Here is a 25,744-nt window from a genome sequence, read left to right on the forward strand (position 1 = left end):
TGGAAGGTCCCGATGACGCCCACCCTCAAGACGAAACTGCATGTTACAACGGACAGCCGGTTTCTGCCTCTGCTTCAAGACAGCGTGAGGATATTGGCAGAGATTGGAGGCTTATCCGGACGAGACATACTCGCGCTTGAACTGGCGACAGAAGAGGCCTTCTTGAACATTCGCGAGCACGCCTATCCAGACGGCACCAATGGCGGCGTCTTCCTGCATGGCGAAATTGCCGCCGGTGAACTCAGGCTTGCTTTTGGTGACGAAGGCTTGCCATTCGATCCGGCCAAAATCGAAAAGGCGAGGTTTGAAACTGCCGGGGGGGCAACGGAAGGCCTCGGGTTGGGACTCAAGCTTATCCACCACGCGGTTGATGCGGTGCGCTGGATCAATCAGGGGAAAGACGGGAAGGAGCTCCGGTTGGTCAAGCGCCTGCCCGGCAGTGATGCCATCCAGGCCCCGGCTCCCCAGTCGATGGGAATGCCGCAGGCCCCCATGCAACGATACGCAATCCGGCCGTTGCAGCCGGATGACGCTTTGCAGGTCTCGCGGATGTTCTGGTTGGCCTATGGCTATACATACCGTTTCGAGCAGTTTTACCGGCCTGAAGGCTTGCTTGAGCTGGTGCAGGAGGGGAAACTCGTCAGTTATGTGGCTGTTGCGGAAAATGGCGAGGTGACGGGACACGCCGGTATGCTCCGTTCCGGCCAGGCCGCCATGGCTGAAATGGTCGCGCTGGTGGTATCGCCCTCCCATCGGGGGCGCGGGCTGCAAGCCGCTTTGACCGATGCACTGGCTCTCAAGGCGCAGGAGATGAACCTGTTCGGGCTGTCGTTCGGGGCCGTCACAAGTCATGCCATCAGCCAGCGGGAGGTGGCGAAGTTCGGCGCGCACCCCTGCGGGTTGGATTTGGCCACAATTTCCCCGTTTGGTTTCAAGGCCCTGGGACTTGAGGGGATGCCGCCGCAACGCGAATCATTCCTGCATTGTTTCAAGTATCTCGTCGATCCACCCCCTGCCTCCGTTCATGTCCCGGCCCGGCACAGGGAAATCGTCGAGCGCATCTACGCCAAGCTTCAACGGCCATTGGTTCCGGGGGAACCGGACCGGCGCGACATGCCTGGGCGCTATGCGGTTTCCTTCAACAAGATGGATAACAAGGGCATGATAACAGTCAAGGATGCCGACAGCCGGCAGTGGCGGGAGATTTTGCGCGCCACCATCGACCTGATCGACATTGCCGGAGCGGATTTGGTATGCCTCGACCTCCCCTTGCTGCAGCCGCAAACCTCTTTGCTTTGTGAACAAGCTGAAAATGCGGGATATCATTTTGCAGGAATCTGGCCTCATGAAGCAGAGGATAACGGTGACCTGCTCCGTCTGACACGCCTTTCCACAAAGATCGACTTTGACAGATTCCAGTTCTTCGACCCGTTTGCCCGTGAGATTGCGAGCTATGTCGGCGCGGAAATGGAACGGGCCAGTGCGGCCGCAGCCGCCCTGTAGCGAGCGGGCAGCGTGGCGGTGAACGCCCGCAGAAAATGAGCACGCATCATCCAGCGCCCAAGACGCCGGTCCATTTGAGGCAATACCAAAGGGGTGGATGGGGACGAGCTGTGGTAAAGAAAAAGCGGCTTCCGCATATCGCGAAAGCCGCTGAATTCTCTTGGCGTCCCCAAGGGGATTTGAACCCCTGTTAGCGGCGTGAGAGTGGCCGGGCCGACTCAACTGCTTTATCAAACACCTTCAAATACTTTTATTTTTGAATGAGCGCCACGATCAAGAGAGGGGCTGTGGTCGCCCCAGGATGTGGACCGCGTCTGGCCTTTTCACAGGGGAGGAGTGAGGGGGTGGGAAATACGAAAAGTCTGAAAAGTTACGTAACTATATGAACTTGTATAAATAAAATCCTATCATCCGCCGGCGACCGAATCCCAAAGAGTTTTGATTCCTCGATGATGCCAAACCGTTTGGTTTTGGTTCAGCGATCAAGCTGAACCGCATGCGCAGGATCCTGCGCAAATTTTCAAGAAATATGCCCGGCACAAAATCAAATACATGATGGAATTAATTGTCTCGAATTCAATCTACTAATACAACGTAACCATGCCAGCAGAAAGAGCAGATTTCCGACGTTATAGATTGGCTAAGCACATGGCTTTCTTGCGCTTTATCGCGCAACACCAATTCATGACAATCCACTGATGCGGCACGTCGGTTGATTTAAACTACTGTCATTGGGGCGTATGTAATTTTCGTGAGGAACCATCAGTCTGCTTCGTGCTCGCGGATAGATGCATGAGGAGGCCTTGGGTGTGCGCGCACAAATCATCCTTTGAACGATAGCAGATCGAGAGGTGGCGTGTCGCCCAAGGGTCAAGTAAGCTGACCAACGATAATGGCATTGAACTGCGGCACCTGCGAGCGGCTCTTTGCGGAACGATGCCGAGTCCTATGCCCTGCGCGACCATGCCACAAATGGCTTCGAAGGTGCGCACTCGGGCACGGAAGGTCAGCTTCTTGCCCAGCCGGGCGGCATGCCCGTCGATGTGCTCCTGCAAAGCTCCCCGGGCAAGTCCCACGAACTGTTCGTGCAGGATGTCCAAGAAAAGGATCTGCTTTTTTGCGGCGAGGGCGTGGCCTCGCGGGACAGCAACGACCAGCCTGTCGACGGCGAAGGGCTGGAGCTCTAACCCTGCCGTGTCGACGGCATCGGAGATGATACCGGCTTCGGCAAACCCGGCGGACACGGCTTTGACGATATCGGTGCTCTGCCGTTCCTTCAGGTCGACATCGATGTGAGGGTGCGCGGCAAGCCAGGCTCCAAGGCGGTCGGGCAGAAATTCCGTCATTGCGGCGGTGTTTGCCAGCAAACGAATAGTAGCGCGCAGGCCCTTTGTGATGTCACCGAGCTCCGCATGCATCTGCGCGAGTTGACGAAGGACAATCCGTGCATGGTGAGCCAACGCATTGCCGGCCTCTGTCGGGACGGTCCCCCTTCGTCCGCGCTCAAGCAGCTTCACTCCTCCGGCTGTTTCCATGTCCCGCAGCCGCTCGCTGGCGGCAGCCAGTGACAGATGAGCCGCAGTGGCCCCATGGGTGATGCTCCCGGCCTCTAGGACCGCGAGAAACAGACGAAGATCGGTGAGATCGTACCACATACAGGGAGGATACAACACAACGAGCCTTCGGTCTAGCCGGAGCCACCCTGCGGCAATTCCGCATTGTGCCAAGCGAGCCAATGACGCACTGTGAAGCCATGCTTAGCACAACTCCATTTATGATTATTGAGGTCGGGGCCACATTTTTCCTTGCCGGCATGGTGAAGGGAGTCACCGGAATGGGACTGCCAACAGTGGCCATGGGTGTGCTCGGAACGCTGCTCTCTCCAGTCACGGCGGCAGCTCTTCTTGTTGTTCCATCACTGGTCACAAACGTCTGGCAGCTTTTGGCTGGACCGAACTTTGGTGCTTTGGCTAGGCGACTTTGGCCCATGATGGCCGCCATCGTCGCCGGTACTGTTTCAGGCACAGCCCTGTTGGCGAGCGGTAACACCCGGCTGACAACCTGTGCGCTCGGAGCGGCTTTGGTCCTCTACGCAGGCTATACGCTTCTTTCCCGTCAAATCCTGGTTCCGGCCCGACACGAAATGTGGCTTTCACTTCTTGTCGGCGTTTCGACCGGGACGGTGACTGGAGGAACGGGAGTATTCGTTATTCCTGCCGTGCCTTACCTTCAAGCTCTAGGTCTTCAGAAGGATGATTTGGTCCAGGCATTGGGATTGTCGTTCACCGTCTCAACCATAGCGCTTGCGGTTGGATTGCTTCTGCGCGACGCCTTCCATGACAACAGTCTCTTGTTGTCGACATTGGCAATACTCCCTGCCCTGGCTGGAATGTGGGTAGGGCAGGTCGTCCGCAAAAGGGTGAGTCCAGCGACTTTCCGGCGCTGGTTCCTGATTGGGCTTCTTTTTCTCGGCGCTGAAATGTTCGTAAAACCGCTTCTATGACATGCTTATTCATGAAACTTTGCCTGTGGAGCCGCCGGTGAATCCATACGGTGGAAGCCTCTTCATGGCGCACAAGACGACGGTCGATTTGAACTACTGTCCGGGGGCTGGATGTGGACTTCGTGTGGACAAAAGAAAAAGCGGGTTAGGAGATTGTCCTAACCCGCTGAATTCTCTTGGCGTCCCCAAGGGGATTTGAACCCCTGTTAGCGGCGTGAGAGGCCGTTTCTTGACGCATTCCCTTGAAATTCCATAATTTTTTCTTTATGCCAGTCTCATCTCAAATTCTCACCGTTAGGAGATGTGCATGGCTACGATTTCTGATGCTTGGGAGCTCTACGCTAACCTGGTTTTGTCTTCAAGTCCAGCTAATTGCATCCGGACAGAAACAGGGAGATGGAACAATCACATACTTAAATACTTTGGCACATCTTTGCCGGTTGAAAGTATTACTAACAAAAGCTTGCTCTCGTTCAGAGCAGTATTGGTTAAAAAGCGTTTAAGCCCACAAACTATAACTCATTGTCTTTCGTTGCTGCGACGTGTTTTGCATCGTGCCCAGCAATGGGAATTATGCGATTCAAAGCTGCCAAATTTCGATATGCCGAAGTTTGACAACAAGCGCGTTCGATTCTTGACTAAATCCGAGGCCTCGACACTGTTGATTGCTCTGTCGGCGAAGTCTCAAATTTGGCACGATATCGGCCTGTTGGCGTTGAATACCGGCTTGAGGGCGGGCGAAATATTTTCTTTACATCCAAGCCATTTTGATCGGCATAACTCTGTTTTATATATATTCGAAACAAAATCGAATAGGAACAGAACTATCCCGCTTAACGCAAAGGCGCTTGAGGTGCTACAGCGCAATTCAACGCAGTGCCGAAGGTTCATTTTCGAAGAGCACGAGCGTCAAATAAAAAACGTTAACAGAATTTTCTCAGATTCAGTAAAAATGTGTCAGCTCAATGCTTCAACTCAAGATCGTCGCCAAAAAGTGGTGTTTCATACATTGAGACATACTTTTGCAAGCTGGCTTGTTCAGTCAGGCACGCCTCTAATCGTTGTAAGCCAACTGCTTGGTCACAAAACTCTTCAAATGACAATGCGCTATGCTCATCTTGCGCCAAGCCAAGGTGCATCTGCCGTTAAAGCTTTAGAGCAGTTCGTTGATTATGTCAACATAGGAACTTGTCTCTAGCGATTTCAAGCCCCGCCCATTTGTTGATGCATGGGGGTGGGGCTTTTGTATAACAACTGTGTTGCATTTAACATCCGGATAGTGCTGAGAAAAAACGCCATAGCCAGATATTAGAGCGCCTTGCAGCATAAGTTAATCCCGCACCGACTCCGAGTAGAAGCACCCCGCCCCGACCAAACACAGGCCATCCCGCATATTTAAAGCCATAGCATTCTGCGGCGATAGCAAGAATAACAAGAAAAATAGTAATACAAGACGAGAAGAATGAAAGCCATGGGCTGCCAACCCTTACCCCTGTGACAACAAAAAAAGACCAATACACAGAAAAGCAAACAAACCAACAAATACTGGGCCAAGTGAGGCAAGAAAATATGCTATGCATCCAAACAAACTGCCAACGACAATCAATCCCCCAACAACAAATCCTCCGATAAAATTCATAAATATTCTCCATGTCCAGGAATTGCCTGGAAAACATCTCGGCGTCGCACTATGAGCGACGTTATTTGTCACAATTTGTCAATATTTGTCAATAAAAAAATCTTATTGTTCAGTGTGTTGCGCAAATTTTTTGGAAATGACTTACATTTTTTTGTCACTATAGCGACATAATTTGTCACTTCCAGATTTTGTATTATATATTGACACTATTTGTCGAAACAATGACAAAGGCAGCGGAGGCAGGACAGGTACGGTAGGCCTACCGTACGTCCTGCCCTGCGGGGCTTTGCTTATTCGCCTCCGGCTCAACGCTAGACACCATCGGAAGGACCCAAGTGCCGTCACGACTTCCTACGATCAAAATGTACATTACGGCCGAAGAGCACGCTGAAATCACGGCCAACGCGAAGAGGGCCGGATTATCGTACTCGGCCTATGTCAAACGCGTTTGCCTGGGGCTTCCGACCCCTAGTCTCGAAAAACAGCAATTCCGGCTTGACCTGCTCAGGATTAACGCTGACCTCGGCCGGTTAGGCGGCCTTTTCAAACTGTGCCTGTCCGAGAAGGGGCCCCCTCTGGAGGCATTGCACCCGCAGGTGCGCCATGTGCTTCGGGAGATCGAGGCAAGACAGCGCGAAATGAAAACCCTCATTTCGAAAATCTGAACACAAAACCGCAAATCTATGATTAGTCGGCGTATTTCCCGAAAGGTTGAAAACGATGACTACCGACGGCTGGCTCGGTATATCCGTGCGGCCGACCATGGAGATGAAAAATCTCTCATGAGCTGGTGCGCCGGCTGTTGGGCCGGCGACGACTACGAACTGGCCATCCGCGAAGTCGCCGACACCCAGGCGCTCAACACCAGAACCACCCGGGAGAAAACCTACCATCTCATCGTGAGCTTCCGGCCCGAGGACGAGGCCAAGCTCACACCGGAGATGCTCAAGGAAATCGAACTGGAGTTCGCCAAGGCACTGGGATTCGAGGAACACCAACGGCATTGCGGGGTCCACAAAAACACCAACAACCTGCACATGCACATGGCCTACAACATGATCCACCCGGAGAAACTGGCTCGGCATGAGCCCTTCCGTGATTACCACATCCGGGATCGCGTATGCCGTGAGCTGGAAAGACGTTTTGGCTTGGCCATCGACAATGGCCGTTCCGTGGAGAGCACGGAGCCGAAGCGGACACCAGTAGCGGCCACGGTTGAGGCCCAGACGGGTCAGCAGTCCTTTGACGGCTATGTCAAGGAGCGGCGGGTGTCACTCCTTGAAGCCCTGGGGCAGGCCGCTGGATGGCAGCAGGTCCATGCCGCCTTCGCTCGGTACGGACTTGAGATCAGGCCGCACGGCAATGGCCTGGTCATCAAGGACCGCAACGGCAGACACGCCATCAAAGCCAGCTCGCTGGACCGATCCTTGTCCATGGGGAACCTGGTCCGCCGGTTTGGGGCCTACGTCCCGCCTGACCAGGCGAAAGAACACAATCCCGAAGACGAGCGGTACACGGCCAAGCCCGTACAGCGCGAGCCCAATCGCAGTGCCCTCTATGAAGAATATCAAGCCGGGGTCGCCACTCGGAAGGCGGCCCTGGAGAACCTCAACACTCGTGCCCAGACAGAGCTTGAAGCCGTTCGGATCAGGTGGGACCTGGAACGCCAAAAGATTTCCCGAGAGTTTTTCGGGCGTCACCGCTTTGAGCTGCTCAAAATTGCGCGCCTGCATGATGCGGAGCATCGCCTCCAGACTCGAAAACGGATCTATACCGCACGGGAGACGATTAGGCAGGCAACACCCTATGCTACCTGGACAGATTTTTTGAGGTGGAAAGCTGGACTGGGCAACGAAACGGCCCTGGCCATCCTTCGGTCGAAGAAACAACTCGTCGAACCGGAGAGTAAAGCCCCGCGCCATGGCCAAAGGGAGGAGATCCAGGAGAAGTGGCTTAAAGAGCAATTGGACATTGCGACTTCCACCGGCGTGAGTTCACAGACGCGGCGCGGCCTCCTAGCCGTGACTAAAGCCCGCGAATTAGCAGATTTAGAGGCCTCAATGGGAGGAAAACAACTTTTTTCGGACTTCACGAGTTCGATTGACACCAAGGGGACGGTATTCATCCGGTTGGCCAGCGGAGGGGCCATCCGCGACACGGGAAAGCAAATCACATATTCTGCGCATGATGCGGCAGCCCGGGAGGCCGCCTTGCTTTTTGCTCAGGCCAAGTGGGGCAAGGCCTTACGGAACAAGGGGAACATCTTGTCCCCCCTGGGGAGGAATGCAAATGAAAAGGGACTCATCTCAGAATCCCGGGAAAAGTAGCCCTGCTCTTGAGGGAGAAGCTGGCATCATCCCGACACGCATGAGGGCAAACACCACGACCGATAGCCCCAAGGTGTCTCGTACTGACAACACCTGCCCCCGCTACTTGGCCCCGATGCGCTGATCTGATAAAGGCGCGCTGATATGATTCCCTTTTGTTTTGAAGCCTCGGCCGCGTCGTATAGCCAACAGCTTTCCCGCGAGTCATTCTTAGCTTCTCAGCCAAATCCGTCCGTCCCCCGCAACAAGAAGGACGGACGGCTACTCAGGCTGTCAAAATACAACATAAGAGCGTGCATGGTTTGTCAACTAAATAGTTACAGTCCATGTTCATAGAAATGGACTCAAACATAAGGCCATGCCAAACTCAATGTTGTATGACTTGAGGTTGTACTTGACTAAAAGGAATTCCTACTTCTTTTTACTGAGGCCTTCCATGAACTCACGAGCGACATCCCCACGTAGCAATTCGGCAAGTCCAACCAGTCCATCGACCAGATAGCGAGAGTTATAGCCCTGGGTTCGCAAGTAGGCCATGGCTATGTTTGACCTGTCTATGTGCGGACAGGCCGTCACAATGATCTTGTCTTTTGGTATTTCTTTCAGGCGATTCGGAAGCTCGTTGAGAGGAATTTTCATTGCGAATTCCATCCCCCAGGCCTGTTGCTCCTCTGGGAATCGGATATCAATAAGAACTGCCTCATTTTTGGCCAAAAGCGTCAGCAGCTCTTTCCCGGAACATTTCATGTCCTTTCTCGTTTCATAATTAAACGTCCGGACGAAATTTTCCAAGCTTATTGTCTCAGCGGAAACAGCTGGCTGAGCAACGCAAAGAATTCCAAGAAGACATGCGGCAATCGTAAAACTTTTCACAATTTCTCCTGCGCTATAGGTTGGTACAATCTTACTGTGAGTCAAACTGAATGAGTCACGACTATTCGAATGTGTGAAGCTTGACGGTTCCATTAGTGCATTTATGGTTTTTCAATGCAAAAATTTTGCATGATTTAGCAGGATAGGAGTGCTACTTGGGCTCAGTTTCATAAGGCCACTTGTTCATTCCATTCTCTAAAATGAGCAGTCTTTTAGAGTCGATTCCTTTCGACTTATATAGATCAACAGTTCGTTTTGCACCACCACCACCGCCAGGACAAATTATGATAATGTCCTTGTCGCCAACAAGCTTAGGTAGGGCAGCTTCCAATCTCGCAGTTTCCTCGGGCCGTTGGGCTGGCGAAGCATTGGTTTCGATGGCCCCGGGGATGTGCCCTTTTGCAAATTGTTCCACAGGGCAGATGTCCAAAATGATCATTGAGGAGTCACCAGCCTTTATGCGTCCCTGTAGTGTTTCTGGAGAAATATATTTATATTCCTCACCAATAGACGCATTAACTTGCGTAACCAGAATTAAACTCACAAGGACGAAAGACAGAACTTCCTTTATTAGCATGACGACTCCAAGTGTTGGAATTTATCCGATTTGCCTACAACAAGAGAACGCTTTTAAATCTCATCGACTATTTTGGTCGGTGTTTAGACATGTCTACAGTTGCCTCAATCATGCCGTTGACGCCGTTACGATTCAGGCCATGCTTTTCCATGCAAACAAATCTAGCTATTTGCCGAGCTAGTTGTTGATCCTTTATGCCAAAACATTATCTGTCTGAAATTACAGCCAATCAATAATAGCGTGCTCGGTTTAGTTATTCGCCGCCCCTTATTGGTATGCAGTTCTGCACCACGCCTCTGCGCTCATCTGAACTGGGTCCCATGGATTACTGAGCGGAGGCGTATAGCTTAAGTCGAGCTGTTCGACTTCCTCAACTTTCATCCTGTTAAATATTGCCGTTGCGAAAACATCGATCCGCTTAGCCACACCCGTCTGCCAATGGCCAATGATTTGCGCTCCAAGTAAATATCCAGTGGTCCTATCTCCAGTTACGCGAATGTGAAGCCGATGCGCACCTGGGTAATAGTTTTTGTGGTCCCAACACTCCGTCTCCACCGTCAGAGGTGAAAATCCTTCCAACCGAGCCTCTGCATCGTTTAATCCGGTACGCGCTATGGCTAAATCGAAGAGTTTCAACACCTGCGTCCCCAAAGTGCCGGCATATTCTTTGCGCCCCCCCAGGGCGTTCTCTCCAGCAATCCTTCCCTGTTTGTGAGCCGTGGTGCCAAGAGGAAGATACAAGGACTTTTCTAGGAGCCTGTGCCAAGTTTCCACACAGTCGCCGGCAGCAAAGATGCCAGGCACGCCAGTCTCCATCCGACGGTTGACCTTGATAGCCCCGCCATACCCCAGGGGCACCTTCCCCGACTTGGCCAGGCCAACTTCCGGTTCCGCCCCGGTGGCCACCAGGACAAGATCAACCTGGGCCTGGAATCCACCAGATCCAATGGCCATGAGGCGGCCATCCCTGACTCCTATTTCTTCGACGTCGACACCGCTCGCCACTCGCACACTGTTGCGTTCAAGCTCGGCCAGAACCAGCCTTCCCAAGGTGGGGTCGACCGTCTTCAATACGTGTTGGGAATGACCAACCAAGGTCACCGCAAGCCCCCTGCGGGTGAGGGCGTCGGCCATCTCCATGCCGATGTAGCCGTTGCCAATAATGAGGGCAGAGGTAGGGGTATTGCGTTCTATGTGCTGGGCAATGGCAAAGCTGTCCGCCATCCAGCGCAGGAAAAACACGCCCGGCGTATCCAGGCCTTTTATGTGCCCAGGCTTCCGGGAAGCAGCCCCCGTGGCAAGGATGAGCCGATCATATGAAAGCGTTTTCCCTCCGCTTGAAGACGAAACCACAACTATCTTTTCTTCTGGGCGGACGGCTGTCGCCTTGTGGTCGGGGAGCAACCGGATGCCCTGCCTGAGCAACTCTTCTCTGGTCCGATGGGCGAGAGCGCGCCAGTCCGGAATTTCCCCGCTGAGGAAAAATGGCAGGCCACAGATGCTATAGTTAGGGTAATCGTCGGCCAACATCACGGTCACGCTACAGGATGGGGCCACTTCCCTGGCCCGCAGAGCCGCACTGATGCCCGCATCGCTGCCGCCAATGATCAAGAGGTTATCCACCTGTCCCTCGCATCATTTGTTCTGATTGTTTGGTGCCGCACACCCAGCATGCGGACCTTGCTCCGGAGCTTGCCCCCAGCATCCGATTTCTCCCGATTGGAATACGCACGCATCAAATGAATCTCCTGATTTCTCCGCTTCAGGTCAGGCGTTTCGTTCGGGCCGAAATAAGTTCCGCAACGATGCTCATCGCTATCTCCTCTGGGGTAGCGCCACCGATGGGCAGTCCGATTGGACAATGGACACGGCTGACATCCAGGTGCGTTCCACCTTCGTGACCTACCTGAGCCACCTTCTTCGGCCCGTCGGCCTTGCATCCCATCATGCCCACATAACCTGCCTCGGTGAGCAAAACCTGGGAAAGCACTTCTTTGTCATGTTCGTGGCCTCGGGTAATGACGACCACAGACGAGTTTGCATCCACACTCCGTCCTTGAAAACAGTCGCAGAAGGATTCCAGCACAACCACTTCGTCGGCCAGTGGAAAACGCTCGCTGTTGGCAAACCAGGGGTCATCATCCATGACCACCACCCTGAACCCGGAGAAAGCCGCCAGTTGGGCTGTAAAACGCCCCACCTTTCCTGCGCCGAGAATGTAGAGTGGGTATAAAGGAAGAAATGGTTCCAGAAAATAGCATATGCCATCAAACTGAAAAACGATTGGGGTATTGAGGTCTTGTCCCCGACTCAGGGTTTCCCTAAGCAATAGAGAGGATAAAAAACTACCCGCCACTACGTCATTCCCCCCAAGCAGGCACCTCCGTATGTCTTGTTCACATGAATCGGCTGGAGCGCTCAAGCGAGATAAAAGTAGGCTCGTATGCCCCTTAGACAGTCGATCGTGCAATGTATTAAATAGATGCAAACTCGACACATCAGGATCAATGTTTTCTAAAAATATCCGTTCTACGTTTTCAGAAATGCCCGTTTCCTTGTCTTCAACAGTGCCTAATCCATCAAAATTTATCAGACTTGGCATGCCAGACGCAAAAACTGGAGCCGCTGTGGCAATTATTTTTCGTTCTAGCGCCCCTCCTTCGGCTACGCCGGCGATTTCTCCATTGCGCCGAACAAGCATCTTGGAATCGGCCGTACGCAAATCGGACTTTTTCCGAGCAACAAGAGTGGCAACGACTACACTCTCACCATTTGTGAGAAATTGATTGATATGACGTACGCAATCTGCCTTATTTATGACACTGCTGTCATGAAAGATATTACTCATTGTGCTGATTTCTCCTTAGAAGTTTTACGTTGGCATCGTCCTATCGCAGAGAGCCAACAGGTTTCTCCAAGAAGGCAAGGCTGCTAACGTGTTGCAATCATGATGGACAAGTCTCTCGTTGTCTTCGACATATCTATGCTCGAAATATTTTTATCGCTTATGAATTGTCGGTTATTTTTTTGAACGAATCCACCAGAACACGCAATCGCACAATAGATATCTACGGTCATAAATACAACGGTGACAATCACTGGCCAGGTACTTTAGGAGATCGATTTAGCTAAACACATTTGTTACTTCGTGCGAAGGCATACCCACCACTATCCGCAACTTGCTCTCGCCGCAATGCATCGACAGGGAGCAGTGCGAGCTAGTCAGGATTCTTACGTCCTTGTCGACGCCCTTGTTCCTTAACATCATGTGTCAACTCCTCATTCCTGCTAGTCAGAGGGGCATAAGGTTCAGGTCTTTCATGCCCATTGCCACATAAATATCGGCCAGGGCGCTTTGATAGTCGGTCAGGGCCTGTGTCAGGTTGAATTCAGCTGAACTCACCCGGGCCTGGGCGTCGAGCACGTCAGTACTGGTACCCACCTGGGCTTGGTAGCGGGCCACAGCCATACGGTAGCCCTCCATGGAAGCTTCCAGGGCCGTGCGGGCGACCGAGATGCGTTTGGCCGCGTCCTGAATGTTGAGATAGAAATTCTTGACCTGATAGCCGACGTCGAGGCGCAACTTGGCTAGATCGGCCTGGAGCTTCTTCACGTTGTCTCGCGCGGCCTGAATGCCGAAAAATGTTGACCCCCAGTCCCAGGCCTGAAGTGTGGCCGAAACCCCTATGGTGGTGGTGTCGGGAGTGGTAGCCCCCGACATGTCTTTGAGCGACAGGTTGGGGGTGTTGCCCTGCTTTGTGTAGGTGGCCTGGGTCTGGACTTGCGGATACAGGGGGCTGGCCGCAATCTTGACATCGCGTTCAGCCATCTGCACGGATTTGACGCCCATGTAGAGGTCAGGGCGCTGCTTGTAGGCCGTGTCCAGACATGCCTCGATGCTCAAGGGAAAAGGTAGGTAAGCGAGCTCGCCTACATAATTCGTCTGCTGGTTGAGCGGCAGGTTAAGGAGGGAGTTGAGCTGGGCGGTCTGGACCAGCACGTTGTTTTGAGCTTTGAGCAGGTCCTGTTCAGCCTGAGCCAAATCGGATTCGGCTTGCAACACATCGAGTCGCGGCTTGAGGCCGACATCGTAATAAGCCTGAGCCACCTTGTACTGAGATTCGAGGCGGGCCACCGAAGCCATATTGCTCTGCACGTTGGATCGAGCTTGGAGCAGGGCCAAGAAGGCCTGTTGCACGGCCTTAACCAAGGTCAACTCGCTGTACTTTACGTTGGCCTCAGCCTGTTCCTTGGCCAGTTCGGCCTTCTGGTAACTGGAGAGGAGTTTGAAGCCGGTGAAAAGTGGCTGGGTGATCTCCATTTGGAGCTGGTAGGAATTCTGCCAGTGTCCAATTTTGGGGGTGGTTGCCTTGGTGGTTGAGAGGTTGGAACCGGTCATGGAATTGATGACTTGCACCGAAGGATCGGTGATACTGCCTGTCTTGTATGTCTGGGTATCGACGCGCTTGTAACTGTAGCTGACTGTGCCAACCGGGCCGAAGTTGGCGAGAGACTGGCGACGGGACTGCTCAGAACCGGCGTAAAGGGCACGAGCAGACTGCATCTGCGGATTGGCATCAAGACTACGCTGTACGCTTTTTCCCATATCAAACGCTACGCTATCCACGGATGGCACGAGAGTCTTGCCGGCCTGCACGGAACTAGCGGGAGGAGTGAGCAAACTCTCCTTGACGAACTCTGGAAGAGGAACATTTTGAACTTTCTCCTCAAGTTCATCTCTGGGTGAATCGGAGGCCTTGGGTAGCGTTGGGTATCTATTCTCTACCCGTTTTTTGCCCCCAATATCTTTTGCATCCTGAGCCAATGCGTTGGCTTGGGGTAAAATCATGCACACTATGAAAGAAGCGAATAAAATGATTGTCAATCTAGTCTTGTTTATAATCATATCTCGCTCACCTTACCGTAATTGTTTTTTAGATTTGCACAAGGAAAGCACAGACACTTCAATTTAAGGTTAAAATCAATACGACACCACAAATAACCTAGCTATACAATTGCGTGCAGCTAACTTGTGAATAGAAAAATCTACATAACCAACAATTCGCCATCGCTATGGCGACTCAGCTGCCTTCGACATGATTTGGTCGCAAATCTTGTTAGCAAAGTCGCTAGACAAAAACCTTACCTGTTCATTGTATGAACAAGATATATAGTCTAGCAAATTTCCATCTTTATCGAAAAATTGCATTTTAAATGGAGCCTTTTTGTTGCTATTGCAGTCAACAAGGACGTCTGTTGTAAAATTATCTATCGGAGCCCTGTAGTCTCTGTTGCTGTCTCGATCAAATTGGCCGCTATTACGAAGTAACACTTTTGTTGTTAGTCGAACGTAATTGCCAAAACTTTGAATGGACTGATCGTCATAGTAAACAACCATGGCGTCATCGAAACTTTTCCAGAGGAAATTCCACTCTAACGCGTCGGCATTTAGCGGCATCAATGCCAGCATTTGAAATACAATTATAGTTAAAAATATATTTAAATGGGGCGATTTACATCTTGTCCTAAAAAATTTCACCTGCATGCGTTTACCTCGCGGGTATTATTTTACAATATTGGCATGTTAGATTGTCTTGAAAATTTTAAAACTTAGCTAAGCTAATAAAATACATTTAAAGTCACTTAACATCTAAGTACCCATTCATGGATACAGCCAGCAGAAATTTTTTGCATTTTGAACTTGAGTTGCTTTGACGACTATCAATGTAATGTCATCTTCAGATGTATCTGTCCCAACAAATTCGGATTGATTTGCCAGTAGCGCGTCAAGAATAGACTGAGATGAAAGCTCAGCATTGGCTTTTATCACATCTTTTGTTCGATCTTTCCCAAACATTTCACCAAATGAATTCCTTGCCTCCCAAAGACCATCAGAACCAATGAGGAGCACTTGTCCTGGCAACAGCCAACAACGATTCTGCTGCAAAAAAACATAATCCCTTACGACTCCTAAAGGGATTCCTGGACCGATTAACTCCGTGAATGTGCTTTGTCCTGGATCGAACAACATTGCCGGGTCATGTCCGGCACGCACCCAGGAAATCATCCCAGCGGCACGGTCAAATTCCATATAGAAGAGGGTCATGAACCGACCGGTCCCATCCGTGTCCAACGTGAGGAAGCGATTCACCTCGCAAACCACTTCGGCCGGTGTTCCGTTTTGATTCGCTCGCAGGCGCAAGAAAGCCCGGGCGGTAGCCATAAGGAGGGCCGCGTCCAATCCGTGTCCGGAAACATCCCCAAGAAGCACGCTCAGACAGCCAGGATACCCATGGGCATCCTTGATCACATCATAGAAGTCACCGCCCACTTCCTCGCAGAACTTGGTATGGGCGGCGATCTCCAGCCCAGCGAATTGGGGCAAACTCTCGGGAAGGAGGTTCTTCTGAAGTTCTTCGGCCAAAGCAATCGCCTCGATCAGACGAGCGTGATCCCGCAGACGAGGAACCATGTTGTTGAAAGCGTGTCCGAGGGAAGCCAGTTCATCTTTGCCGTGCGGCTCGACTTTAGTTTCCAGATCGCCTTGCGCTATGCGCTCCGTGGCGAGGGCTAAATCTCGTATGGGACGAGTGACCCGCCCGGCCACCCACAAGGCCATAGTTGCAATAATAGCCATAGCCGCCAACACGAAACGAAGAGATGTGTCAGCTTGTTGGGCCACGCGCGCCTCCAGGCGCTGTCGAGCCAGATTTGCTGTCTGCATCATATGGTCAACGGGTGCGACGATAACGAGGGCAGCCCCCCACTGGTCGGTCGGGGCGTAAGCCCAGAGTGCATCGCGGCCTTCATAGAAAGCTTGGCGGTAATTGCTCTTGCGCGAACGAAGGTCCTCTAACATTGCTCGGCCAAGCTGGGGATCGTCAGCATTGAGTCGAAGTTGGCCGGAAGGACAGCACCATGCGAATTTCGTGTTTTCAGGTGAGACTTCAGCAGAGGTAGCCTCGTATTGAGCGATAAGAGGGAGTCCTTGAGAGGTCCCCTCAGACGCATCAGTAGACACCAGAAAAGCCTTGATCTCCGGGGTGAGGCCTTGCGCTCGAAATGAATCCGCAAGCAGTCGGGAAAATGGAGCCATGATGGCCGTCACTCCCACGGTTCGACCACTGGCGTCCCGCAGTGGCATGGATACCGTGATGGTGACTTGGTGGGTAGATGGTTCAACGGAAGGAATAGTCCACACGAGCTTCCCAGAGCGCAGGGCATCCCGGTACCATTTGGCGTGGCGAGGATCGAACTGAGGTGGTAATGGATATCCCTCTGGATAGACCTGCATCCGCCCGTCCTCCAACGCGGTTACCTGCCAGCTTGTCAGCTCATGCACTGCTTCGGAAACTGTCAGACTGACGCTGTCCGTTGCATCCGGCCGACCTCCATTCTCGATGAATTGCGCGGCACGGTCGGCTTGGCTTGCAAGGGCCAGCGTCAGGAGACGTGCCCCCTGGTCGAGGAGTCGGGCTTGGTCTTCCACGGTGGTCAGCAGTTGATTTTTGGCATTTTCAAGGAGGGCCTCACGGGTGAGATTCCCCATCTCAACGCCGAGCTGTTCCAGGGCTCCCCCTCGGAGTGTGCGCAGAATACCCAAAGGAAGCAGTGAGAGGGCCAGTAGGAGCACCAATAATTTAAAACGAATACTCATACAGCACCCTGCGAACCGCTCATAAGAATCGCACATAATCCTATGGGCAGGACGGAGCCCAGTTCGGTAGTGAATTCCTTGCTCACAATGACATACCGAAATACCCAAGTTTCTATCGGTTTTTTCCCAAATACTATGTCAAAATTATTGTTTTTGGGATCGGTAGAAGGCACACTTACGGATACTGTGGACCCATTTTCAAACGATTCGGATGGGTTTACAATAATCCTATCCTTCAGTTCCACACCCGTGATTACTTCAATCATTTGCCCGAAGTCGCGTCCAAGCTTTACCGGCCGAACCTCGACCTGACCATCTTCCTTCACAACGCAAACCCTCGGCCCTTCTGCGCCGAACAGCACAGTGTTCCCAGGCAGGGTCAGGGCCGCCTCCGCTTTGGTCTCGGTGAAACGTGCCTGGGCATAGCTGCCGGCCAGAATTTCTTGTTTCGGATTGTCAACTTCGAGTTCGACCAGGAGGGTTCTTGAGTCAGACGCCATCACTCCTGCAGTGCGGACGACCTTGGCCGGGAACACCCGACCCGGCCGTTCCTGGACAGTAATTTCTGCATCCTGCCCAGTTCGGAAACCAAGGGCCATGCCCTGAGGAGCTTGCACAAACACCCGGAGCTTGCGCGTCTGCGCCAGATGAAAGAGTTCCTTGCCCCCGGCCGCCACGATGAGATCGCCCGAATCGATATTGCGGGCTGTAATTGTCCCGGCAAAAGGAGCCGTCAGGCGATTGAACGACAGCAGCTCTTCCAGTCTGCGCACCTCCGCACGGGCAGATTCAACGGCGGCGGCCTTGAGGTTGAAGTCTGCCTGCTTGTCCGCGTTCTCCTGAACGCTAACGCTTCCTGACTTCACAAGGAGCGCCCAGCGATCGGAGTACTGCTTGGCGGTCCCGAGAGCCGCTTGCGCCTGGACCAACTGGCCTTGAGCGCGCGCGTACTCCTGGCGAAGTTCGGGCGTATCAATCTCAGCCAAGAGCTGACCCGCGACAACATTGTCGCCGATATCGACGAACCGGTGCTTGAGGTAGCCATTGAGGCGCGAAAAAATCGGTGTTTCGACCCAGGCCTTGATTTCAGCGGGAAGCGGCATGCCGGATACTGCCGGGCTCGGTTTGGGGGAGACCACGGCCACGCTCGGGACAGAAAGAAGCTGCGTTGTGGTGGCCAGCGCCGTTTTTTGCTGGGAGCGCACGAGAAGCCCGGCAACCGCCCCCAGAACTAACAGCAACAACACAAGAACAGTGGGCAGAAGCGAGAACTTTCGTGGAGCTGTCCCAGGCATCTTTTTCGGCTCGAAAGTCGTCGCTACTTGGCTTGAATCATTTGAATTTGAGTGCATGGCAACACCTATGAAGGTTGTGTTTCAGTTGAACCGGACTCGTCAAGCAGTGTGGCCGCCGGGACACGCCTGTGGAGCAGGCTAAAAACCACGGGAACGAAAACCAGGGTCGCCACGGTGGCGAAGACAAGGCCGCCGATGACCGCGCGGCCGAGGGGGGCATTTTGCTCGCCGCCTTCACCGAGGGCGAAGGACATAGGGAGCATGCCGATGATCATGGCCAGCGCAGTCATAAGCACCGGACGCAGACGGCCCACCCCGGCTTCCCAGGCGGCAGTCAGCGGGTCCACGCCCTGGCTGATGGCGTTTCGCGCGAAGCTCACGACAAGAATAGCGTTTGCCGTGGCAACGCCCAGGCTCATGATTGCCCCCATCAGGGCCGGCACGCTGAGTGTGGTGAAGGTCAGGTAGAGTCCCCACACCACACCAGCTAGAGCGGCGGGCAGCGCGCAAATAATGATGAACGGATCGAGCCAGCTCTGGAAATTGACCACCAGCAGCAAATAGATAAGGACCACCGCCAGCACCAACCCGAGGCCAAGCCCGGTGAAGCTGGAGTGCATCGTGTCCGCCTGCCCCCGGAGCATGATGGAGCTTCCTTTCGGAAGTTCCTTTTTGGCCTGTTCGATGATGGGGGTGATGTCTTGCAGCACCCCGCCCAGATCGCGGCCACTCACCCCTCCAAAGACGTCGATGACTGGCATCACGTTGTAGTGAGAGAAGATGGGGGAACCGTTGGCGCGTTTAAGGGATGCGACATTGGCGAGGAGTTGAGCGCCTCCAGTGTCCGGCTGTCCGGCACTCACAGGAATCGCATTGAGCGCGGCGAGCGAATCCATCGGATGCTCTGGAACCCTCATATTCACGAGATATTGAATGCCGTTCTTCGGGTTAAGCCAGTAGTTGGGCTGCACCTGGCTGCTGCCGCTTAAGCTCAGGAGCACCGAGTTGGCTACGTCACGCTCGGAGAGGCCGATCTGGGATGCCTTGGTGCGGTCCACCGCAAAGTGGAGTTCGGGCAGATCGGTCGGTTGTTGTACGCGAACGTCGACAACGCCTGATACCTTCCGGATTTTTTCAACAATCTTGGCCGCGATAGCTTGGCTCTTGTCACGTTCCCGCCCCACTATCTGGATGTCAAAGGGAGCCGGCAGCCCAAAGTTGATCGTCTGATTGACGATGTCGGCAGGCAGGAAATAAAAGATCACTCCTGGGAAATCGTGATTAAGCCTGATGCGCAGACGCTGCATATAGTCATCTGTAGGCTGGTGCCCATGGTTGAGAGAGACGAGAATATCGGCATCTCCGGTTCCCGTGAGGCCGTTATCGATGTACGTGAGTGGGATTCCGCCGGAGGGGAAGCCAATGTTGTCGAGTACCCCGGTGAGTTCTTCGGCCGGGATGACCTCTCGGATCACGGTCTCAATGCGGTCCACGAGCCGGGTTGTTTCTTCGATGCGCGTTCCGCTATGGGCACGAACGTGCAGCCTGAATTGACCTGCATCAACGGTGGGGAAGAAATCTTGTCCAAGCTGCGGAATGAGGAAGGCTGTGCCGGCGCAAAATACAAGAAACAAGGTTACAACCAGAGCGCGGTGCGACAGGATCGTGCCCAGGAACAGGCGATAACTTTCTCGAAATCGAGCGAAAGCGTTCTCAAAGCTGCCTTGCAGAAGAACAAAGGGGCGCAACCACAGAGAAGCCGTTCCCGGGTCGGCGGCATGGCCGCTATAGGAAATGTTGCGATAGAACCACATGACAAGTGTCGGGATAAGCGTTCGTGAGAGCACATAGCTGGCCAGCATCGCAAAAACGACCGCTTCAGCCAGGGGCACGAAGAGATAGCGAGCGACCCCGGTGAGAAAAAACATGGGTACGAACACGATGCAGATACAAAGCGTCGAGACGAAGGCCGGAAGGGCGATTTCCTGCGCCCCGTCGAGAATGGCCTGGATGTTGGGTTTTCCCAGAGCCATCTGCCGGTGAACATTCTCGATCTCAACGGTGGCATCATCCACGAGGATGCCGACGGCCAGGGCAAGCCCTCCCAGCGTCATGAGATTAATGGTTTCCCCAAGCGCACTGAGCAGAGTGAGGGAGCACAGGACCGAAAGCGGAATGGAAAGCGCGATGATGAAGGTGCTTCGCCAGGAGCCGAGAAAGAGGAGAATCATGACGGCTGTCAGTATCGCGGCGATCAAACCTTCCTTCACCACTCCATCGACAGCAGCACGAACAAAGAGCGATTGGTCGGCGAATTCCTTGGCTTCCAACTCGGGCGGGAGACCACTCAATATCGAGGGCATAGCTTTTTTCACGCCATCGACGACCTTGAGGGTCGATGCCGCGCCACTCTTGAGAATAGTGAGCAGCACGCCACGCACGCCGTCCAGTCGGACAACATTCTGTTGCGGTTGGTAGCCGTCATGCACTTGGGCCACGTCGCCCACACGGATCACCGCACCGTTGACGGTTTTCACCGGCAGGTCGTTTAAGGCTGCGATCTCCGTCGGATTGGTGTTCAGGGATACGGTGTATTCGGTTTCGCCGATTTTTGCCGTACCGCTGGGAAGAATGAAATTTTGGGCAGTGAAGGCGTTGACGACATCCTGCGGAGCAAGATTTTTCGCCTCCAGGGCCGCGAGGTCGATGTCCACGGCGACGACTCGTGCCTTGCCGCCCGACGGATACGGCACGGAAGCGCCTGGCACGGTCGAAAGCCCCACTTTGATGCGGTTCATGGCCAGGTCCTGAATCTGCTGCTCTGACAACTTATTGCTTGCCAGGCTGTACTGGAGAATCGGAACCGAGGCGGCGTTGTACTTAATAATAAACGGTGGGTTAATACCCGGAGGGAGCAATCGGAGAACGCTCTGACCGCTGGCCGTGATTTGGGCAACCGCATCAGAAACGGAGGCCCCGGGCTGGAGAAATACCTTGATGACGCCCGCGCCGTTGTATGATGTCGATTCTATGTGCTCGATATCATTGACCAGAGTGCTGACCATGCGCTCATGGTTGTAGATGATGCGCTGTTCCACTTCTTGGGCATTCAAACCGTTATAGACCCAAACAATACTCACCACAGGAATATTAATTTCCGGGAAGATGTCTGTCGGGGTTCGAAGCAACACGAAAGGTGCCATAAGCAAGAGCACAAGCGCAGCGACGACGAATGTATATGGTCGACTCAATGCAAGTCGAACGATCCACATAATACATTTCCTTCATGTTGAAATAAATATTAATCATTGGTGCACCATATATCATTTGGCGCATTCATGAAGAGGACGCAAGCTCTGCGCTGACCCGTACAAGCCTGGCTATTTTCTTGCATTCTATGCTCTCGACGCAAGGGATGCGCCATAGAGCACGAATGAAAAAGCCCTGACTTGGCTGCGAGAGTACGTGTCAAATCGCCGGGCAGGCGAGAGATCAAATCAGAAAGGATTGTTTGCGAAGCAGGATAGGAATGGGGTCAGGCATATCGGGCTGATTATCTATATTAAAATAGAAAACCACGATAGTGCGTGCAATTGGCTTGTGGAAAGGAACAGGCAAAAGCGCGAGCGGGATTCCCGGGACTTCTGCTGTTTCAAAGGCTGGAGCATAGGGTTTCTTACATAATTTCGACGAAGCCAAGGGACACTGGTCATTGCCCCCGATGTTTTTTTCCACTTTGGGGCAACACGAAGCGGGACCGGAAGAGTCTGGCATACCTTTCAAGGCAAGATTTGCGTGAGCTATACTTGCCCGGAGCGGGCCAACGATCCTGGTGACATAGCACTCAGGCACTGGAGCAAGTATTCCCATGATAAACACCATGGAAATAAGCGTGCTCACAAATGCGTTACCTTTATGCATGTCCCTTCCTTGAATCCATGTCGAAACAGTTGGCAAACTCAAACAGGCAGAAACGGCATAGCAATGAAGTAGATTCCAAGAAGCGCGATCATTGCCCCGGCGGTTTTTCGGAACCAAGTTCCCCCGTGGCGCATGGCCCCATTTTCCAGCCAACGTTGGACCAGGGCCGTTGAACTGCCGGCCACCACGATGGGAAGACAGTGCCCAATTGCGAAGAGCACAATGAGCACCACGCCGGTCAGGATCTTTTCCTGAATGGTGATGATGGCCAGGATGGGAGCAATAAAACCGAATGTACACGAACCCGACAGAACGCCGTAGGCCAAGCCGAGGAGAAACGCTCCGCCAACGCCCTTGACCTTGAGCTTGCCCATCATGCCGCCGGAGACCGAGCACTTGGCGACCCCCATCATGTCCAGGGAAACCCAAATCAGCACGGCTCCGACGAGGATAGTCCAATATGGGCCGACATCCCCAAGCATTCGCCCAAGGAGCGTACAGAGAATCCCGATGGTTGCTATGGTCAGAAACAGGCCGGAGGTAAAGGCGACGGCATAGCGCGCCGCCTCCTGGCCATGGATGATTCTGCCTTGCCCGGCGACATAGCCAACGATCAAGGGGATGGAAGCAAGGTGGCAGGGGCTGAAAAGAACACTTACCAGACCCCAGAGGAAACAGCCCAGCGCCGCAACGATGAGGCTGCCGGTCATCCAGGTGTTAATAGCCAAGAAGAGCTGGTCAAGCATGTGGCACCACCTTAATCGGCCAGCAATTTATCAATCATCTCGGCAAATGGTTTTTGGTCCAAATAACCCTCGTGGCGATAAGTCTCTTTTCCGTTCTTATCGTAGAAGATTTGGGTTGGTATCGTTTTAATCCCAAATTTGGGAGCTTGGGCAGGATTTTCACGCACGTCAATGAATACGACTGATGCTTTGCCCTGGTATTGCTTTTCCATGGCATCCAAGACGGGAACCATCATTTTGCAGGGGATACATGTCTTAGCGCCAAGATCGACAACGGTTACCATCCCCTTGACCGGGACCTCAGGAACGGGCTCTGCGGCGAAGCAAATCCCAGCGCTCAGCACGGTGGCGAGAGCAAAACACATAGCAACATGTTTCATAGCGTTCCTCAATTGAAAGTAGTTTGTATAACAAGCAGGAATTATGCCACAATTTTAATCGTGCATTTTCAGTATCTTGTCGAATGATCCTCCTTTGTCGTGTAGTATGTGAAAAATTACTATACACATTGAACAGTCTCTGTGTCTAAATAATAGACACATTATATGGATATATCATACTTAAACGCTATACATAGAGAGTTCTCACAACACCTTGATTTGATCGTGCATGGTGCTTTTCTCCCGTACCTACGCGGCGACCTGACCGAATCTTTAAATGTGTGCGCATCCGGATGGTCCCGGGAACAGGCTGCTCCAGGGCGTCAGCCGCAGGCAGCAGATGGCCAAACCAACCAAGAAGAGAGGACCCTCTCCTTCTATGGGTTTCGAAGACCTGCCGCCTACTTCAGCCAGGAAAGAACGTCCCCTTTGGATGGCACTTTGCCCACCACTTTGACCTCGCCATCAATGACGACTGCCGGAGTAGAAAATACGCCAAAACTGGCGATCTGCTGAAAATCCGCAATTTTTTCCACCGTGGCGTCAACTCCAGATTCCTTGACGGCCTCCAAGACAATTTTTTCTGCTTCTTTGCATTTGGCGCATCCGGGACCAAGAACCTTGATTTCCATGGCTTTCCTCCAATGATTGATTTCGCGTTACAAATTGTTAGTAGAGATAATTGAAAAGGTATCCCACAAAAGCAATTCCCAACCCAACAACTCCAGCAAAAACCATGATAAGTCGCGGCTTGAGTACTTTCCTTAAGATGATCATTTCAGGCAATGACAAAGCAATCACTGCCATCATGAACGCCAGAACGGTGCCGAGCGCTGCGCCTTTACCCAGGAGCGCCTCAACTACCGGGACGATGCCCGCCGCGTTCGAATACATGGGTATGCCGATCAGGACGGCCGCCGGCACGGACCACCAAGCGTCCTTGCCCATGATGGAGGCCATGAAGCCTTCAGGTACGTAACCGTGGATGCCTGCGCCCACGGCGATACCGATCACAACGTAAATCCAGACCTTGCCGACGATATCCTTGACGGCATGAAAGCCTGCTTCGATCCGATCCGTCCAGGTCTGTTCATCGAGGGGCAAGACCGAGGGATCGGTCCGAATTTTCATGACCCAATCTTCGACATATGGCTCCAGATTGAGCTTGCCGAGCACCCAGCCCGCAACGATAGCAATGGCCAACCCGGTGCCGAGATAGAGGGCGGCCACCTTCCAGCCGAGTAGGCCGTAGAGCAGAACCAGGGCGATCTCATTGACCATGGGAGCCGAGATCAGAAAGGAAAAGGTCACGCCCATGGGGACGCCTGCCGTAACGAAGCCAATAAAGAGCGGAACTGCCGAGCAGGAGCAAAAGGGCGTGACGATGCCGAGCAAGGCGGCCAGCACGTTGCCAGCCGATTCACGCTTGCCGGCCAGTACGCGCCGAGTACGCTCCGGTGTGAAAAAGGTGCGGATGACACCTACCCCAAAGACCACCAGGGTCAGCAACATGAGCACCTTGGGTGTGTCATAGAGCAGGAATTCGACGGAGTCGCCAAGGTGGCTCCCCTGGGCGATCCCCAGGACATCATAGGTCAGCAGACGGGAAAACCCGGGCAGCATTCCGTACACCACCCACCAGACGACCAGGGCCGGCGCAAGCAGCAAAAGATAGCGGACAAGCTTCCCGTTGTGCGGGTGTGCGCTTTCAGCCACAGCTTCTTTGGTACAGCAGGTCATTTTTCCAAGTGGTTCCATACAAACATCTCCTCAATTGCCGCTTACGTGGCAGGACCGACGGAGCAGCCCACCAGATTCACGCAGGCCCTTCGTGGAAAAATGGTCAGGACAGATTGGCGAAATGCGGGGCCGTGGCCATGGCCGCCGTCAGCACACGCTCTTCGGTCACGGGGCTTTCCCCTTTTTTAAAACCCAGATCAGCCAATTGCACATGGGCGAAGTCGGTGAATCCGGCCTCTTCCAGCGACTTGCGGGCGCAGTTAAGGGGACAGCCATCAATGGCCACGATCTTGGACGCTGCTTCCGTGGTCTTGAGGATGCCGCTGACGCGACCGCCGATACCGGCCAGACAGAACATCTTGGCCACACCCTCCGCTGTGAGTTTCCTAGCAACTTGATCAGCCAAGGCCCCGACATCGGCACCGCCGGAACAAGCGAATACGAGTTTGGGAGCGGCGGAACAGCAGCAGCTTTTTTTCTCGGACATGATTTTATCTCCAGTGTTTTGCCAAGACGACCTCCAGCAAGGGGTAATCTTGACGGTGTTTGTATGTTTTGCCAAATAGCAAAGTATAAGCGCAAA

At 53.2% G+C, this 25,744-nt stretch carries 20 protein-coding genes; 4 read left to right on the top strand and 16 right to left on the bottom strand.

What is annotated here, in order from left to right; translation table 11 throughout:
- Positions 1–12: 12 nt before the first annotated feature.
- The gene (locus tag DVDV_RS03600; RefSeq protein ID WP_075353354.1) at positions 13–1,503 is read left to right on the top strand and encodes a GNAT family N-acetyltransferase; all 1,491 of its coding nucleotides are present in this window, start codon (positions 13–15) and stop codon (positions 1,501–1,503) included.
- A gap of 728 nt (positions 1,504–2,231) precedes the next feature.
- On the opposite strand, the gene DVDV_RS03605 is transcribed toward DVDV_RS03600, so the two are convergent.
- Complete coding sequence (locus tag DVDV_RS03605) at positions 2,232–3,158, bottom strand: LysR substrate-binding domain-containing protein (RefSeq protein ID WP_075353355.1); 927 nt, start codon at positions 3,156–3,158, stop codon at positions 2,232–2,234.
- 98 nt (positions 3,159–3,256) lie between these two features.
- Here DVDV_RS03605 and DVDV_RS03610 point away from each other — a divergent pair, with 98 nt between their 5' ends.
- Both DVDV_RS03610 and DVDV_RS03615 read left to right on the top strand, forming a co-directional pair.
- Positions 3,257–4,006, top strand: coding sequence for a sulfite exporter TauE/SafE family protein (locus DVDV_RS03610; protein ID WP_075353399.1), 750 nt, complete (start codon positions 3,257–3,259; stop codon positions 4,004–4,006).
- Between the two features lie 307 nt (positions 4,007–4,313).
- Positions 4,314–5,204 (top strand): site-specific integrase, encoded by an 891-nt coding sequence (locus DVDV_RS03615; RefSeq protein ID WP_075353356.1) that lies wholly within the window; start codon positions 4,314–4,316, stop codon positions 5,202–5,204.
- A gap of 288 nt (positions 5,205–5,492) precedes the next feature.
- On the opposite strand, the gene DVDV_RS22650 is transcribed toward DVDV_RS03615, so the two are convergent.
- Positions 5,493–5,645: a hypothetical protein gene (locus tag DVDV_RS22650; RefSeq protein WP_175577053.1), complete on the bottom strand. Its 153-nt coding sequence runs from the start codon at positions 5,643–5,645 to the stop codon at positions 5,493–5,495.
- A 683-nt stretch (positions 5,646–6,328) separates the two neighbouring features.
- On the opposite strand from DVDV_RS22650, the gene traI reads away from it, so the two are divergent.
- Positions 6,329–7,972, top strand: a complete 1,644-nt coding sequence (traI, locus tag DVDV_RS03625) for a TraI/MobA(P) family conjugative relaxase (protein ID WP_075353358.1) — start codon at positions 6,329–6,331, stop codon at positions 7,970–7,972.
- 411 nt (positions 7,973–8,383) lie between these two features.
- Here traI and DVDV_RS03630 read toward each other — a convergent pair whose 3' ends face one another.
- The 14 genes from DVDV_RS03630 to DVDV_RS03690 all read right to left on the bottom strand — a co-directional run bounded on the left by DVDV_RS03630 (position 8,384) and on the right by DVDV_RS03690 (position 25,648).
- On the bottom strand, positions 8,384–8,845 hold the full coding sequence (locus DVDV_RS03630; RefSeq protein ID WP_217694118.1) for a rhodanese-like domain-containing protein: 462 nt from the start codon (positions 8,843–8,845) through the stop codon (positions 8,384–8,386).
- A gap of 151 nt (positions 8,846–8,996) precedes the next feature.
- Positions 8,997–9,422, bottom strand: coding sequence for a rhodanese-like domain-containing protein (locus DVDV_RS03635; RefSeq protein ID WP_053062295.1), 426 nt, complete (start codon positions 9,420–9,422; stop codon positions 8,997–8,999).
- Between the two features lie 267 nt (positions 9,423–9,689).
- Positions 9,690–11,045 (bottom strand): FAD-dependent oxidoreductase, encoded by a 1,356-nt coding sequence (locus tag DVDV_RS03640; RefSeq protein WP_075353359.1) that lies wholly within the window; start codon positions 11,043–11,045, stop codon positions 9,690–9,692.
- Positions 11,046–11,184: 139 nt separating this feature from the next.
- Positions 11,185–12,270 carry an XdhC family protein gene (locus DVDV_RS03645; protein WP_075353360.1) on the bottom strand — a complete coding sequence of 362 codons (1,086 nt, stop codon included), beginning with the start codon at positions 12,268–12,270 and terminating at the stop codon, positions 11,185–11,187.
- A 444-nt stretch (positions 12,271–12,714) separates the two neighbouring features.
- Positions 12,715–14,328, bottom strand: a complete 1,614-nt coding sequence (locus tag DVDV_RS03650) for a TolC family protein (RefSeq protein WP_075353361.1) — start codon at positions 14,326–14,328, stop codon at positions 12,715–12,717.
- 756 nt (positions 14,329–15,084) lie between these two features.
- Complete coding sequence (locus tag DVDV_RS03655; protein ID WP_075353362.1) at positions 15,085–17,079, bottom strand: SpoIIE family protein phosphatase; 1,995 nt, start codon at positions 17,077–17,079, stop codon at positions 15,085–15,087.
- Positions 17,076–18,431 carry an efflux RND transporter periplasmic adaptor subunit gene (locus tag DVDV_RS03660; RefSeq protein WP_254845225.1) on the bottom strand — a complete coding sequence of 452 codons (1,356 nt, stop codon included), beginning with the start codon at positions 18,429–18,431 and terminating at the stop codon, positions 17,076–17,078. Before DVDV_RS03660 ends, DVDV_RS03655 begins: the two co-directional genes overlap by 4 nt.
- An 8-nt stretch (positions 18,432–18,439) precedes the next feature.
- The gene (locus DVDV_RS03665) at positions 18,440–21,646 is read right to left on the bottom strand and encodes an efflux RND transporter permease subunit (RefSeq protein WP_075353363.1); all 3,207 of its coding nucleotides are present in this window, start codon (positions 21,644–21,646) and stop codon (positions 18,440–18,442) included.
- A gap of 220 nt (positions 21,647–21,866) precedes the next feature.
- Positions 21,867–22,295, bottom strand: a complete 429-nt coding sequence (locus tag DVDV_RS22045; protein ID WP_139311506.1) for a hypothetical protein — start codon at positions 22,293–22,295, stop codon at positions 21,867–21,869.
- 38 nt (positions 22,296–22,333) lie between these two features.
- Positions 22,334–23,041, bottom strand: coding sequence for a cytochrome c biogenesis CcdA family protein (locus DVDV_RS03670; protein ID WP_075353364.1), 708 nt, complete (start codon positions 23,039–23,041; stop codon positions 22,334–22,336).
- 11 nt (positions 23,042–23,052) lie between these two features.
- A complete protein-coding gene (locus tag DVDV_RS03675; RefSeq protein ID WP_075353365.1) occupies positions 23,053–23,421 on the bottom strand; it encodes a co-chaperone YbbN in 369 nt (122 codons plus the stop codon).
- Between the two features lie 401 nt (positions 23,422–23,822).
- Positions 23,823–24,053, bottom strand: coding sequence for a thioredoxin family protein (locus DVDV_RS03680; protein WP_043640525.1), 231 nt, complete (start codon positions 24,051–24,053; stop codon positions 23,823–23,825).
- 37 nt (positions 24,054–24,090) lie between these two features.
- On the bottom strand, positions 24,091–25,179 hold the full coding sequence (locus DVDV_RS03685; RefSeq protein WP_075353366.1) for a permease: 1,089 nt from the start codon (positions 25,177–25,179) through the stop codon (positions 24,091–24,093).
- Between the two features lie 85 nt (positions 25,180–25,264).
- On the bottom strand, positions 25,265–25,648 hold the full coding sequence (locus DVDV_RS03690) for a putative zinc-binding protein (protein WP_075353367.1): 384 nt from the start codon (positions 25,646–25,648) through the stop codon (positions 25,265–25,267).
- Between the last annotated feature and the right edge of the window lie 96 nt (positions 25,649–25,744).

The organism is Desulfovibrio sp. DV (assembly GCF_001936595.1).
Lineage (GTDB): Bacteria > Desulfobacterota > Desulfovibrionia > Desulfovibrionales > Desulfovibrionaceae > Solidesulfovibrio.

Coding starts and splice junctions, on each gene's coding strand:
- DVDV_RS03650 (WP_075353361.1), bottom strand. CDS start 14,328: ATGATTATAAACAAGACTAGATTGACAATCATTTTATTCGCTTCTTTC.
- DVDV_RS03610 (WP_075353399.1), top strand. CDS start 3,257: ATGCTTAGCACAACTCCATTTATGATTATTGAGGTCGGGGCCACATTT.
- DVDV_RS22650 (WP_175577053.1), bottom strand. CDS start 5,645: ATGAATTTTATCGGAGGATTTGTTGTTGGGGGATTGATTGTCGTTGGC.
- DVDV_RS03605 (WP_075353355.1), bottom strand. CDS start 3,158: ATGTGGTACGATCTCACCGATCTTCGTCTGTTTCTCGCGGTCCTAGAG.
- DVDV_RS03665 (WP_075353363.1), bottom strand. CDS start 21,646: ATGTGGATCGTTCGACTTGCATTGAGTCGACCATATACATTCGTCGTC.
- DVDV_RS03615 (WP_075353356.1), top strand. CDS start 4,314: ATGGCTACGATTTCTGATGCTTGGGAGCTCTACGCTAACCTGGTTTTG.
- DVDV_RS03655 (WP_075353362.1), bottom strand. CDS start 17,079: ATGAGTATTCGTTTTAAATTATTGGTGCTCCTACTGGCCCTCTCACTG.
- DVDV_RS03635 (WP_053062295.1), bottom strand. CDS start 9,422: ATGCTAATAAAGGAAGTTCTGTCTTTCGTCCTTGTGAGTTTAATTCTG.
- traI (WP_075353358.1), top strand. CDS start 6,329: ATGATTAGTCGGCGTATTTCCCGAAAGGTTGAAAACGATGACTACCGA.
- DVDV_RS03690 (WP_075353367.1), bottom strand. CDS start 25,648: ATGTCCGAGAAAAAAAGCTGCTGCTGTTCCGCCGCTCCCAAACTCGTA.
- DVDV_RS03600 (WP_075353354.1), top strand. CDS start 13: ATGACGCCCACCCTCAAGACGAAACTGCATGTTACAACGGACAGCCGG.
- DVDV_RS03685 (WP_075353366.1), bottom strand. CDS start 25,179: ATGGAACCACTTGGAAAAATGACCTGCTGTACCAAAGAAGCTGTGGCT.
- DVDV_RS03645 (WP_075353360.1), bottom strand. CDS start 12,270: ATGAGTAATATCTTTCATGACAGCAGTGTCATAAATAAGGCAGATTGC.
- DVDV_RS03675 (WP_075353365.1), bottom strand. CDS start 23,421: ATGAAACATGTTGCTATGTGTTTTGCTCTCGCCACCGTGCTGAGCGCT.
- DVDV_RS03660 (WP_254845225.1), bottom strand. CDS start 18,431: ATGCACTCAAATTCAAATGATTCAAGCCAAGTAGCGACGACTTTCGAG.
- DVDV_RS03670 (WP_075353364.1), bottom strand. CDS start 23,041: ATGCTTGACCAGCTCTTCTTGGCTATTAACACCTGGATGACCGGCAGC.
- DVDV_RS22045 (WP_139311506.1), bottom strand. CDS start 22,295: ATGCATAAAGGTAACGCATTTGTGAGCACGCTTATTTCCATGGTGTTT.
- DVDV_RS03680 (WP_043640525.1), bottom strand. CDS start 24,053: ATGGAAATCAAGGTTCTTGGTCCCGGATGCGCCAAATGCAAAGAAGCA.